The sequence below is a fragment of the Mycobacterium kyorinense genome, from assembly GCF_001672775.1.
In the GTDB taxonomy this organism is placed as follows: Bacteria; Actinomycetota; Actinomycetes; order Mycobacteriales; family Mycobacteriaceae; genus Mycobacterium; species Mycobacterium kyorinense_A.
On sequence record NZ_LZKJ01000117.1, the window covers coordinates 18880 to 30682 of the forward strand.

Genomic DNA, 11803 nt, shown 5'->3' on the forward strand with positions numbered 1-11803 from the left:
AGGGGATGTCATGATGCCTCAAGCGCGGGTGGGCCGGCGCCGCTCGACGACCCCGCACCACATCACCGACGTGGCCCTCGGACTGTTCGCGGCCCGCGGGTTCGACGAGGTGAGCGTCGACGATGTCGCGCAGGCAGCGGGTATCGCCCGGCGCACGCTGTTCCGCTACTACGCCTCCAAGAACGCGATTCCCTGGGGCGACTTCGACGCTCACCTGCAGCACCTGCGCGAACTGCTCGACGACGTCGATGTGGATGTGCCGCTGGGTGAAGCGCTGCGCACAGCCCTGTTGGCGTTCAACACTTTTGACGACTCGGAGACCGTCCGGCACCGTCAGCGTATGCGGGTGATCCTGCAAACTGCGGAGCTACAAGCCTATTCGATGACGATGTACGCCGGCTGGCGAGAAGTCATTTCGGAATTTGTGGCACGCAGGTCCGGGGCCAAGCCGGCCGACCTGTTGCCGCAGACCGTTGCGTGGATGATGCTCGGAGTGGCGCTGAGCGCCTATGAGCACTGGCTCGACGACGAGTCGGTGTCATTACCGCAGGCGCTCGGCGGCGCATTCGACGTGGTCCGCGCCGGACTGGACCGGCTGACGCCGTGAACAGCGACACCGCGCTCGTGCGGTCCCTGCGGGCGCAGGGCCAGGCCTGCGCCGAACTGGGCTCACCGATGTACGGCGAACTGCTCAGTCGGGTGGGTAGCGACGTCGACGCCGGCGGGGTTTTCGCCGGCATCCTTTCAGGGCACGAGCATGAGCCGGGGCGGCTGGCCCTGCCGCTACGACTGCTCGGCGGGCTGCACCGGCTGGTGCTCGACGGTCGCGCGCCGGCGCTGCGGCGCTGGTATCCGAGCACCGGCGGTCACTGGGATGCCGAGGCAGCCTGGCCCGACATCGTGCGGGCCGCCACCGACCACGCTGGCGCGCTGCGCGGCGCGCTCGAGCAGCCGCCGCAGACCAACGAAGTGGGCCGCTCGGCCGCGCTGATCGGGGCGCTGTTGCTGCTGGCTAGCGAATTTGACTTGCCGGTAAGGCTTTTCGAGATCGGCTGCAGCGCCGGGCTGAACCTGCGGGCCGACTACTACCGGTATCGCTACCCGGCCGGGCAATGGGGCCCGGGCGACTCGCCGGTGACCATCGACGACGCGTGGCGGGGTCAACTGCCTCCGGCCGCGGGGTTGCGGATCGTCGAGCGCCGCGGCTACGACCTGGCACCGGTGGATGCCACCAGTCGCGACGGCGAGTTGACGTTGCTGAGCTATATCTGGCCCGATATGCCCGTCCGGCTGCAGCGGCTGCGCGGCGCGATCAGCGTCGCGCGCCGCGTCGCCGCCCCGCTGGAAACCCGCCGGGCCGGTGAGGCCGTCGCCGGGCTCACCGTGGCGGCGGGCGCGACGACCGTGCTGTGGCACTCCATCACGCGGCAGTACCTGTCCCGCGACGAGCAGACAGCCGTCGACGCCGGCGTCGACGCGTTGGCAGCCCGCGCCGGAAGCGCTTCGCCGTTTGTTCACCTCACGCTGGAGCCGCAGCGGCGAACACCGGACTCCCCGGTGGAGTTTCTGTTGCGCGCTCGCCGCTGGCCCAGCGGTGAGGATCGGATACTAGCCGACTGCTCGCCACATGGTCCGCCGGTCACCTGGGCGTGATTCCCCTCCCGCGAGCGTGCGCATTCCCGGCGACACGCTCGGCGTGTCGGCCGGGGACACGCACGCTCGCGGCGAACGTCGCTCAGCCCAACACTTCTGAGATCGGTGCGCCTGCGGCGACTTTGGCCCGGGTCTTCATCACCTTGCCGGGCATGCCACCACCGACGACGCCGACCAAGACACCGTCGCGCTCGTAATACGCCAAAAACTTGCGGCCGTCGTCCTCGACGAGGTGCACGGTGTCGGTGGCGTGCGGCTCGCCCAGGCACTGGATCTTGACGTCGTATTGGTCGCTCCAGAAGTACGGGACCACGACGTTCGACGGGACATCTTGGCCCAGCATCGAGGGCACCACGACCCTCGCCTGCTCGGCGACATTGCTCCAATGTTCTACTCGCACTTGGTGTCCGGACGGGTTACGCCACGAGGCCACGTCGCCGAGCGCCCACACGTTGGCCACGCTGGTGCGCCCGGCCATGTCGCAGAGCACGCCGTTGTCGACCTCGATGCCGCTGCCCTCCAGCCACTCGGTGGCCGGCCGGGAGCCGATTCCGACGACGACCAGATCGGCCGCCACCTCGCTTCCGTCGGTCAGCTCGACCGTGTCGACGTGACCGCTACCGCGAACCTCGGCGACCCCGAGGCCAGTGCGCACGTCGACCCCCTCCGCGCGGTGCAGCCGCGCCACCAACTCGCCGATCTGCGAGCCGAGCACCGACGCCAGCGGCGCCGGCTGCGGCTCCACCAGCACCACCTCGACCCCCAGGCCACGCAGGCTCGCCGCGACCTCACAGCCGATGAACCCGGCGCCGACGACGACGGCACGGCGTGCGGCGGATGCGTGGCTGCGCAACGCCAGGCACTCGTCGAACGAACGCAACACCCGGATGCCGTCCAGATCGGGAAACGCCGGAATGCGCCGCGGCACCAGGCCGGTCGCAATGACGAGCTCGTCGTAGCCCAGCACCGTTCCGTCGTCCAGCGTCACGGTTTGTGCCGCGGTGTCCAGACTGGTGGCCCCCGACCCGAGACGCAGCGTGATGTCGCGCTCGTCGTAGAACTCACGCGGTTTGAGCGTCACGTCGTCGACCTCGCTGCGCAATACCTCCTTTGACAGCGGGGGCCGATCGTAGGGCAAATGCGCTTCGTCGCTGACGATGGTGATCGGGCCGGTGTACTCCGCCCGGCGAAGCTGTTCAGCCAGCCGAGCCGCAGCGAGCCCCCCGCCGACGACCACGATTCCGTTTCCGGGGCCCTTGCCCCCCTCGCTACTAGTCACGTGGAGTTCATACACGATCGCGGCCACGAACGGTGGAGCACCCTGGGTTAATACTTCAAAGCACCCTTGTCGACCGGAATTTGCGCTCCCGACAATGTCCCTGACCCGTCACCGGCCAGCCAGGCGACGACGTCAGCCACCTCGTCGGCGGTCATAAACCCCTTGGGCTGCACGGGCATCGGGGGGAAACTGTGTACATAGTGCCCGTGCTCGGCGAAGACCTTCATCATCATCTCCGGCTCGATCATCGGGGTGTCGACCGAATACGGATGGATCGTGTTGACTCGGATGCCGAACTCGCCCAACTCGATGGCCAACGCATTGGCCAGCCCGACGAGGCCATGCTTGGACGCCGAATAGTGGGCGTTGCCGGGGGTGGCCTTCAGCCCGGCTGACGAGCTGACCACCACGATGGACCCGCCGTTGCCGGCCTCGATCATTGCCGGCACCGCCGCGCGGACCGTCCGCCAGGTACCCGAGAGGTTGACACCGATGACGGTGTCCCATTGCTCCTCGGTGATCTCCCAAACCCGGCCCCAGCTCAGCACACCCGCGTTGGCCACCAGAATGTCGAGCCGGCCGAACTGCTCGACACCATCGGCCACCAACTGCTGCAGCGCCACGCTGTCTCGGATGTCCACCTCACGCGCCAGCACTTTCCGCCCCTCGGCCTCCACCGCCCGGACGGTCTCGGCGAGATCCTCGGGAGTGGCTGGCGTGTAGGTGATGCTCTCGGATACCGGCGCACAGATGTCCAAAGCGATGACGTCGGCGCCCTCCCGCGCCAACCGGACGGCGTGAGCACGGCCCTGCCCCCGGGCAGCGCCGGTGATGAACGCGACGCGTCCTTGCAAAGACCCGGCTGCTGTAGACACGGACACCCCTTTCACCGACTGCCGGTCAGGCTAGCAGCGGAACTGAAACGTGTTCTAGACAGGCCCAGCCGGCACAACCGCCGCTGCGATGTGCAACTGCAATGTGACCAGTGGTTGGTCGTTGATCCGGGCGCGGGTCGTGACAATATCCCTCATCGCAAAGCGGCGCCCACCCTTTCGGATGAGCGCCGCTTGGCGGTCGAAACTACTTGACGATCTTGGTGACCCGGCCGGCGCCGACGGTGCGGCCACCCTCGCGGATCGCGAACCGCAGACCCTCGTCCATGGCGACGGGCTGGATCAGCTTGACCGCGATGTCGGTGTTGTCACCGGGCATCACCATCTCGGTGCCCTCCGGCAGCGTCACCACACCGGTCACGTCGGTGGTGCGGAAGTAGAACTGCGGGCGGTAGTTGTTGAAGAACGGCGTGTGCCGGCCGCCCTCGTCCTTGGACAGGATGTAGACCTGGCCCTCGAACTCGGTGTGCGGCGTGGTGGTGCCGGGCTTGGTGACGACCTGGCCGCGTTCGACGTCTTCCCGCTTGATACCACGCAGCAGCAGACCGACGTTGTCACCGGCCTGTCCTTGGTCGAGCAGCTTGCGGAACATCTCCACACCGGTGACCGTGGTCTTGGTGCTGGTCGGCTTGATGCCGACGATCTCGACTTCCTCGTTGACGTTGATCACGCCGCGCTCCACACGGCCGGTGACGACGGTGCCACGGCCGGTGATCGTGAAGACGTCCTCGACGGGCATCAGGAACGGCTTGTCGGTGTCGCGGACCGGGTCCGGGATCGACTCGTCGACGGCGTTCATCAGCTCGACGATGCCCTCGACCCACTGCGGGTCGCCCTCGAGCGCCTTCAGCGCCGATACCTTGACCACCGGAGCGTCCTCGTCGAACTCCTGGGCGGCAAGCAGCTCGCGGACCTCCAGCTCGACGAGCTCGAGCAGCTCCTCGTCGTCGACCATGTCGGCCTTGTTCAACGCGACCAGGATGTAGGGCACGCCGACCTGACGCGCGAGCAGCACGTGCTCGCGGGTCTGCGGCATCGGGCCGTCGGTGGCGGCGACCACCAGGATCGCGCCGTCCATCTGGGCGGCGCCGGTGATCATGTTCTTGATGTAGTCAGCGTGGCCCGGGGCGTCGACGTGTGCGTAGTGACGCTTTTCGGTCTGGTACTCCACGTGGGAGATGTTGATCGTGATACCGCGCTGACGTTCCTCGGGCGCGTTGTCGATCTGGTCGAATGCCCGCGACTCGTTCAACTCCGGGTACTTGTCATGCAGGACCTTGGTAATAGCCGCGGTCAGCGTGGTCTTGCCGTGGTCAACGTGACCGATGGTCCCGATGTTGACGTGCGGCTTCGTCCGCTCGAACTTCGCCTTCGCCACTTCTGTGTCCTCCTGGACTTGTTGGTGCTCGTTAAAGCAGTGTTGGTTTCTTCACTTGTGCCGCGGTAGTGACCGGGCAAGGTTACTCCGCGCCAATGCTGGTTGTTTACTCGCCCGTCGCCTTCGCGATGATCTCCTTCGACACCTGAGCCGGAACCTCGGCGTAGGAGTCGAACACCATGGAGTAGTTTGCCCGGCCCTGTGTCTTCGACCGCAGGTCGCCGACGTAGCCGAACATCTCCGACAGCGGCACATGCGCCTTGACCACGCGGGCACCGCTGCGTTCGTCCATGGCCTGGATCTGACCACGGCGGGAGTTCAGGTCGCCGATCACGTCGCCCATGTAATCCTCAGGGGTGGTGACCTCGACGGCCATGATCGGTTCCAGGATCACCGGCTGCGCCTGACCGGCCGCCTTCTTCAGCGCCTGCGAACCGGCGATCTTGAAGGCCATCTCCGACGAGTCGACGTCGTGGTACTGGCCGTCGAGCAAGGTGACCTTCAGGTTCACCAGCGGGTAGCCGGCCAGCACACCGTATTGCATGGCGTCCTGGGCGCCGGCATCCACCGACGGGATGTACTCGCGCGGGATACGGCCACCGGTGACCTTGTTCTCGAACTCGTAGGTCGCGCCCTCTTCGCCGTCGACGAGCGGCTCCAGCGTGATGATGACCTTCGCGAACTGACCCGAGCCACCGGTCTGCTTCTTGTGGGTGTACTCGACGCTCTCCACTTTGCGGCGGATGGTCTCCTTGTAGGCCACCTGCGGCTTGCCGACGTTGGCCTCGACCTTGAACTCGCGGCGCATCCGGTCGACCAGGATGTCCAGGTGCAGCTCGCCCATGCCGCCGATCACGGTCTGGCCGGTCTCCTGGTCCAGGTGCACCTTGAACGTCGGGTCCTCTTCGGCCAGCTTCTGGATCGAGAGGCTCAGCTTTTCCTGGTCGCTCTTGGTCTTGGGCTCGATGGCCACCTCGATGACCGGGTCGGGGAACGTCATCGACTCCAGCACGATCTGCTGGTTGGCGTCGCTCAACGTGTCACCGGTGGTGGTGTCCTTGAGTCCGATGACGGCGTAGATGTGGCCGGCGGACGCGGTGTCGACCGGGTTCTCCTTATTGGCGTGCATCTGGAACAGCTTGCCCAGCCGCTCCTTCTTGCCCTTGGTGGCGTTGATGACCTGTGAGCCCGACTCCACCTTCCCGGAGTACACCCGCACGTAAGTCAGCTTGCCGAAGAACGGGTGCACCGCGATCTTGAACGCCAGCGCGGAGAACGGCTCCTCGGTGCTGGGCTTGCGGGTGATGATCTCGCTCTCGTCGCCGGGTACGTGGCCCTGCACCGACTCGACGTCCAGCGGCGACGGCAGGTAGTCGATGACCGCGTCCAGCATCGGCTGGACGCCCTTGTTCTTGAACGCGCTGCCGCACAGCACCGGGTAGATCTCGGAGGCCACCGTCAGCTTGCGGATCGCGCCCTTGATCTCGTCGACGGACAGTTCCTCGCCACCCAGGTACTTCTCCAGCAGCTCTTCGTCGGTCTCGGCGACAATCTCCAACAGCGCGGTGCGGTACTCCTCGGCCTTGTCGGCCAGGTCCGCGGGGATGTCGATGGTCTCGTAGGTCTCCCCGAGCTTGGTCTCACCGCGCCACACCTTGGCGTTCATCTCGACCAGGTCGACGATGCCCTCGAACTCACTCTCGGCGCCGATCGGCAACTGGATGACCAGCGGCTTGGCGCCCAGGCGCTCCTCGATGGTGCGCACGGTGAAGTAGAAGTCGGCGCCGATCTTGTCCATCTTGTTGACGAAGCAGATCCGCGGCACGTCGTATTTGTCGGCCTGGCGCCAGACCTGCTCGGACTGGGGCTCCACGCCCTCTTTGCCGTCGAACACCGCCACCGCGCCGTCGAGCACCCGCAGGCTGCGCTCCACCTCGACGGTGAAGTCGACGTGTCCCGGGGTGTCAATGATGTTGATCTGGTTGTTGTTCCAGAAACAGGTCACCGCCGCCGAGGTGATGGTGATGCCGCGCTCCTGCTCCTGCTCCATCCAGTCGGTGGTGGAGGCGCCGTCGTGCGTCTCACCGATCTTGTAGTTGACGCCGGTGTAGTACAGGATCCGCTCGGTAGTCGTCGTCTTCCCGGCGTCGATATGCGCCATGATGCCGATGTTGCGGACCTTGTTCAGGTCGGTCAGCACGTCCTTCTGTGCCACAGAAGTCTTCCCACTCTTTCGGTTGCTTGGTTAGCTGTCGTTCTCGCCTCCGGCGACGCTGCCAGACGGCCGCCGATGCGGCCCTCTACCAGCGATAATGCGCGAAGGCGCGGTTGGCCTCGGCCATCTTGTGGGTGTCCTCACGCCGTTTGACGGAGGCCCCGAGGCCGTTGCTGGCATCCAAAATCTCGTTGGCCAGCCGCTCGACCATGGTCTTCTCCCGGCGTTGCCGCGAGAAGCTGACCAGCCAGCGCAGCGCCAGCGTGGTCGACCGGTCCGGCCGCACCTCGACGGGCACCTGATAGGTAGCGCCACCGACGCGGCGGCTGCGGACCTCCAGGGCCGGTTTGACGTTGTCCAGAGCCCGCTTCAGGGTGATCACGGGATCGGTGCCGGTCTTGTCGCGGGCTTGTTCGAGCGCACCGTAAACAATGCGTTCGGCCAGCGATTTCTTCCCCTTCAGGAGAACTTTGTTGACCAGCTGGGTGACCAGCTGCGACCCGTAGACGGGGTCGTTGACCAGCGGACGCTTCGGCGCGGGACCCTTGCGCGGCATCAGCCCTTCTCCTTCTTGGCGCCGTAACGGCTGCGAGCCTGCTTGCGGTTCTTGACGCCCTGGGTGTCCAGCGAGCCGCGGATGATCTTGTAGCGCACACCCGGCAGGTCCTTCACCCGGCCGCCGCGCACCAGGACCATCGAGTGCTCCTGCAGGTTGTGGCCTTCGCCGGGGATGTAGGCCGTGACCTCAACCTGGCTGGTCAGCTTGACACGCGCCACCTTCCGAAGCGCCGAGTTCGGCTTCTTCGGGGTCGTGGTGTACACGCGCGTGCACACACCGCGCCGCTGCGGGCTGCCCTTGAGGGCCGCGGTCTTGACCTTGCCGATCTTGTCGCGGCGCCCTTTGCGGACCAGCTGCTGAATGGTTGGCATCTACCGGCTTTCTGTTTTTCGTCTCTGTCCTGCTGTTATGCCCTGCCGCAGTACCCCGCGGCCGGGTGTGTCGCACGCGCCTGCCCCGGATTCAATCCGTGGCGTCATGGACATGCGAATTGGCCCGGCGTGCGCACCTTACGTCCCCAAGGCGCCCTACGCCGCCAGGCGCGAGTATCCACAATACCCGCCGCCAGTCGAGCAGGTCAAAGCGGCGACGGCAGCCCCGATACGCGCCTTCGCCGAGCTACCCGGCGCTGCTTTCGCTGCGGCGCTCCATTCCCGAAGCCAGCCGCAGCACCATGTCGGAAAAAACCCCGTCGGTGTCGATGTCGTCCATGACGCCGGTCATTTCCAGCAACACGAAACCGTGCAAGGCCGACCAGAATTCCAGCGCCGCGTAGAAAGCCTCTTCGCCGTCGAGGCCATACGAGGACAACACGGCGATCACCGGCGCGGCGGCACTCCTGGTGGCGGCGGCGTACTCGGGGTCATCGCCACCGAGCGGCATCCGGGTGAACGCCGAATAGCGGCCGGGGTGGTGATGGGCATAGCTGCGGTAAGCGCCCGCCATGACCAGGACGGCATCGTCGCGGGCGCGGCCCTCACCGACTCGATTCAGCATGGTGATGATGTCGTCGATCACCCGCGTCCGCACCGTGCGGCGCAGATCTTCCAGGCTGTGCACGTGGTTGTACAGCGACGGGCCCTTGGTGCCGAGCTGGGTGGCCAGCGCGTTGATGGTCAGCGCGTCCCAACCTTCCCGGTCGAGGAAGGTCAGCGCGGCGTTGATGATGATCTCGCGGCTGAGTTTGGTCGGGCGGGCCGCAGACTTGCCGCCGGCACGCGACCGACCGCCCTGCGGTTCCGGTTCAGCTGCCACGGCGATCGCCCTTCAGTTCACGTCGACCCGTCTTTGCGAGGCACCAGGGTCAGCGAAGAACTCTAGTCCCGCGGCGATGCGGGCCGCGGGAGGCGGCCCGAGTTGGGGGTACCCCCGGCCGCGCGGCGGCGAGGGGGCGAGCCGAACTAGCGGACCCCGACGGCAAATGGAGGAAGCCGGCCACCACCTAAGACAATGCACGTAGGCTCAGTCGAGCAATCACGCGCCATGGCGAGAGGAGCCTGCGGTGAAATCGACAAGCCTGGCCCGAGTATTGGTCGCCTGCGCGATCACCACCCCGCTCGTATTGGCGGTCGGAGCGCCGGCCGCGCACGCCAAGAACGGCGACACCCACATCACCGGAGAAGGCCTCGAGACGACGGTGGACTGCAACAATGCCACGCTGATCGTCAACGGCACGTTCAACACAATCAACGCGCTGGGCACCTGCTGGGCGGTGACAGTGATGGGTACGAGCAACACCATCGTCGCCGACACCGTCGTCAACGACATCACCGTTTACGGCACTGATGAGACGGTGTACTTCCACAACGGCGACCCAGTTATCTGGGACCGCGGCCGTGAATTGGGGATGACCAACCGCATCAATCGCGCCGCGGTGTGAACGAATATCCCGACGGATCGAGGAGAAATGCACGCCTACACCGCCGCCCGCTCCCGCGCATCGCTAGCCGGCGCGCTCGCCCTCACCGCACTGGCGGCGTTCGGGCTGGCCGGCTGCGGGTCGAATGACAAGAACGCGACACCGTCGACGACCAGCACGACCGCAAGCACGGGCGCGGAGTTCCAGGTCGGGAACACGATCAACTACGGGTCATTCGGCACCACAACGGATCTCGATTGCGGTGACGGGAAATCGCTCAACGTGGGCGGCTCCAACAACACCCTGACGGTCAAGGGCACATGCTCAACGGTCAGCATCGGCGGCGCCGACAACAAGATCACCTTCGACAAGATCGACAAGCAGCTCAACATCGTCGGCTTCAACAACGTCATCACCTACAAGGCCGGCAAGCCGACGGTTGAGAACCTCGGCTCGGGCAACAAGGTCAACGAGAGTTAGCTGCTGGCGCCGTGCCGGCCGGCGCCGGCCGCGAAGCGTCCCGCGCCTGCCATCGCCTCGCTTTTGACGCGGGAGATGCTGGCGAATTCGTAGTCCAGCGCGTCTGATTCGGCCATCCCCCACTGATGCAGCGCCGACAGCCGATCCGATCGCATGCATTGCTGCGGCAGTGCGGCCAGCTGCGCTGCCAGCTCTTCGGCGGCGGTGCGGGCCTGCCCTTTGGGCACGACGCGGTTGGCCAGGCCGATCGCATGGGCTTCGGTCGCGTCGACGCCGCGACCGGTCAGGATCATGTCCATCGCCCGGCTGTGCCCGATCAGTCGGGGCAATCGGATGGTGCCGCCGTCGATCAGCGGCACCCCCCAGCGACGGCAGAACACGCCGAATACGGCGTCCTCCTCGGCGACCCGCAGATCGCACCACAACGCCAACTCCAGCCCACCTGCGACTGCATAGCCGCTGACTGCGGCGATCACCGGTTTGGACAACACCATCCGTGTTGGGCCCATGGGTCCGGGTCCGGTCCGGTGCACGGCGTTGGCTTCAAGGGTGCCGAATGCTTTCAAATCCGCGCCCGCGCAGAAGGTTCCGTGATCTCCCCACAGCACCGCCACCGATGCGCTGTCGTCGCGGTCGAACTCCTCGAAGGCGGCGAACAGGGCGGCGGCCGTCGGGCCGTTGACGGCGTTGCGGGCCTCCGGCCGATTCAAGATGACCGTGGTAACCGGCCCACTGCGCTCGACACGCACCGGATCGCTCATGTCGCCTCCACTAATCGGATCTCGTCGCGCCGCGTGGTCAGTTCGGCGGCGAAGTCGTTGTAGGCGGCCCGCAGTTTCTCGCCCGGCCAATCCGCGGGTAGCAGTTCGGGCGGCAGCATCGGGTCGCTCAGCAGGTGGCGCACCATCGCGGCGGCCACCGTAAATCTCGCGGGGATGTCGGCGGCAGAACACATCTCGTCGAGCATGCGATACCCGGCTCGCGCCCATGACGGCAAGTCCCACAGCTGGCCGGCCAGCTCGGCGGGCGCGTCGTCGCGGGCCTTCACGATCCGTACCCGGGCCCGGATGTCTGGTTCCAGTTCGAGGTCGAGGTTGTCGGGGCGCATCCATACGCCTTCGCGCAGCTCGCTGAACCTTTTGTCGTGCAGGGTGTTTCGTAGCCCAGCGCGGCTGCGCGCGTCGGTACCGATGCTGGTGACGATCACCGTGGTCCAGTCGCCGCGCCAGCGCCGCACGCGCGGGCTGATCGCTTCGTCCTGACGACGCTGGCGGGCCAGCAGCCGGTCGGAGAGCCGGTAGCCGTCGGCCGATCTGATCAGGTCTCCGGCGCCAACCATCCGAGTCAGCGCCACTCGCAACGTTGTTTCTTTGATGCCGAAATCGTGGGTGAGTCGGATCAATTCGGCCGCGCTGGCCCAGGCGGGGTGAGCGCCGAGCAGCACCGACAGCACCACCGAGCGGGCTGTCATGCGCGCCAGCGTTCTGG

Annotated in this window: 13 protein-coding genes; 4 read left to right on the forward strand and 9 right to left on the reverse strand. The window is 66.3% G+C overall.

All coding sequences use genetic code 11. The features are described from left to right. The first annotated feature begins 10 nt into the window (after positions 1–10). Together mftR and A5707_RS13000 are read left to right on the forward strand one after the other, a co-directional pair. Positions 11–607, forward strand: coding sequence for a mycofactocin system transcriptional regulator (mftR, locus tag A5707_RS12995; RefSeq protein ID WP_197495321.1), 597 nt, complete (start codon positions 11–13; stop codon positions 605–607). After that, on the forward strand, positions 604–1653 hold the full coding sequence (locus A5707_RS13000) for a DUF2332 domain-containing protein (protein WP_065014880.1): 1050 nt from the start codon (positions 604–606) through the stop codon (positions 1651–1653). The genes mftR and A5707_RS13000 overlap by 4 nt, the downstream gene beginning before the upstream one ends. Before the next feature lie 82 nt (positions 1654–1735). Here the strand turns inward: A5707_RS13000 and A5707_RS13005 are convergent, their stop codons facing one another. From A5707_RS13005 to A5707_RS13035, 7 genes are all read right to left on the reverse strand, one after another. Next, positions 1736–2947 (reverse strand): NAD(P)/FAD-dependent oxidoreductase, encoded by a 1212-nt coding sequence (locus tag A5707_RS13005; RefSeq protein ID WP_065014903.1) that lies wholly within the window; start codon positions 2945–2947, stop codon positions 1736–1738. A gap of 32 nt (positions 2948–2979) precedes the next feature. Next, on the reverse strand, positions 2980–3807 hold the full coding sequence (locus A5707_RS13010) for a mycofactocin-coupled SDR family oxidoreductase (RefSeq protein WP_065014904.1): 828 nt from the start codon (positions 3805–3807) through the stop codon (positions 2980–2982). Between the two features lie 205 nt (positions 3808–4012). Then, a complete protein-coding gene (gene tuf, locus A5707_RS13015) occupies positions 4013–5203 on the reverse strand; it encodes an elongation factor Tu (protein WP_065014881.1) in 1191 nt (396 codons plus the stop codon). Positions 5204–5309: 106 nt separating this feature from the next. Beyond that, positions 5310–7418 carry an elongation factor G gene (gene fusA, locus A5707_RS13020; RefSeq protein ID WP_082969435.1) on the reverse strand — a complete coding sequence of 703 codons (2109 nt, stop codon included), beginning with the start codon at positions 7416–7418 and terminating at the stop codon, positions 5310–5312. A gap of 85 nt (positions 7419–7503) precedes the next feature. Continuing rightward, the gene (gene rpsG / locus A5707_RS13025; protein ID WP_036352615.1) at positions 7504–7974 is read right to left on the reverse strand and encodes a 30S ribosomal protein S7; all 471 of its coding nucleotides are present in this window, start codon (positions 7972–7974) and stop codon (positions 7504–7506) included. After that, entirely contained in the window at positions 7974–8348 is a 375-nt protein-coding gene (rpsL, locus tag A5707_RS13030) for a 30S ribosomal protein S12 (RefSeq protein WP_003923350.1), read from the reverse strand. Before rpsL ends, rpsG begins: the two co-directional genes overlap by 1 nt. 247 nt (positions 8349–8595) lie before the next feature. Further along, entirely contained in the window at positions 8596–9231 is a 636-nt protein-coding gene (locus tag A5707_RS13035) for a TetR/AcrR family transcriptional regulator (RefSeq protein ID WP_065014882.1), read from the reverse strand. A 247-nt stretch (positions 9232–9478) separates the two neighbouring features. On the opposite strand from A5707_RS13035, the gene A5707_RS13040 reads away from it, so the two are divergent. Beyond that, entirely contained in the window at positions 9479–9856 is a 378-nt protein-coding gene (locus A5707_RS13040; protein ID WP_065014883.1) for a DUF3060 domain-containing protein, read from the forward strand. Between the two features lie 27 nt (positions 9857–9883). Next, positions 9884–10315 (forward strand): DUF3060 domain-containing protein, encoded by a 432-nt coding sequence (locus A5707_RS13045; RefSeq protein ID WP_065014884.1) that lies wholly within the window; start codon positions 9884–9886, stop codon positions 10313–10315. Here the strand turns inward: A5707_RS13045 and A5707_RS13050 are convergent. Together A5707_RS13050 and A5707_RS13055 are read right to left on the reverse strand one after the other, a co-directional pair. Beyond that, positions 10312–11076, reverse strand: coding sequence for a crotonase/enoyl-CoA hydratase family protein (locus A5707_RS13050; protein WP_065014885.1), 765 nt, complete (start codon positions 11074–11076; stop codon positions 10312–10314). The genes A5707_RS13045 and A5707_RS13050 overlap by 4 nt on opposite strands. After that, on the reverse strand, positions 11073–11795 hold the full coding sequence (locus A5707_RS13055; RefSeq protein ID WP_156657873.1) for a PaaX family transcriptional regulator C-terminal domain-containing protein: 723 nt from the start codon (positions 11793–11795) through the stop codon (positions 11073–11075). Before A5707_RS13055 ends, A5707_RS13050 begins: the two co-directional genes overlap by 4 nt. Positions 11796–11803: the final 8 nt, after the last annotated feature.

Bases quoted from the DNA above. Each gene is read 5' to 3' on its own strand.
- mftR (WP_197495321.1), top strand. From the start codon at position 11: ATGATGCCTCAAGCGCGGGTGGGCCGGCGCCGCTCGACGACCCCGCAC.
- rpsG (WP_036352615.1), bottom strand. From the start codon at position 7,974: ATGCCGCGCAAGGGTCCCGCGCCGAAGCGTCCGCTGGTCAACGACCCC.
- rpsL (WP_003923350.1), bottom strand. From the start codon at position 8,348: ATGCCAACCATTCAGCAGCTGGTCCGCAAAGGGCGCCGCGACAAGATC.
- A5707_RS13045 (WP_065014884.1), top strand. From the start codon at position 9,884: ATGCACGCCTACACCGCCGCCCGCTCCCGCGCATCGCTAGCCGGCGCG.
- A5707_RS13050 (WP_065014885.1), bottom strand. From the start codon at position 11,076: ATGAGCGATCCGGTGCGTGTCGAGCGCAGTGGGCCGGTTACCACGGTC.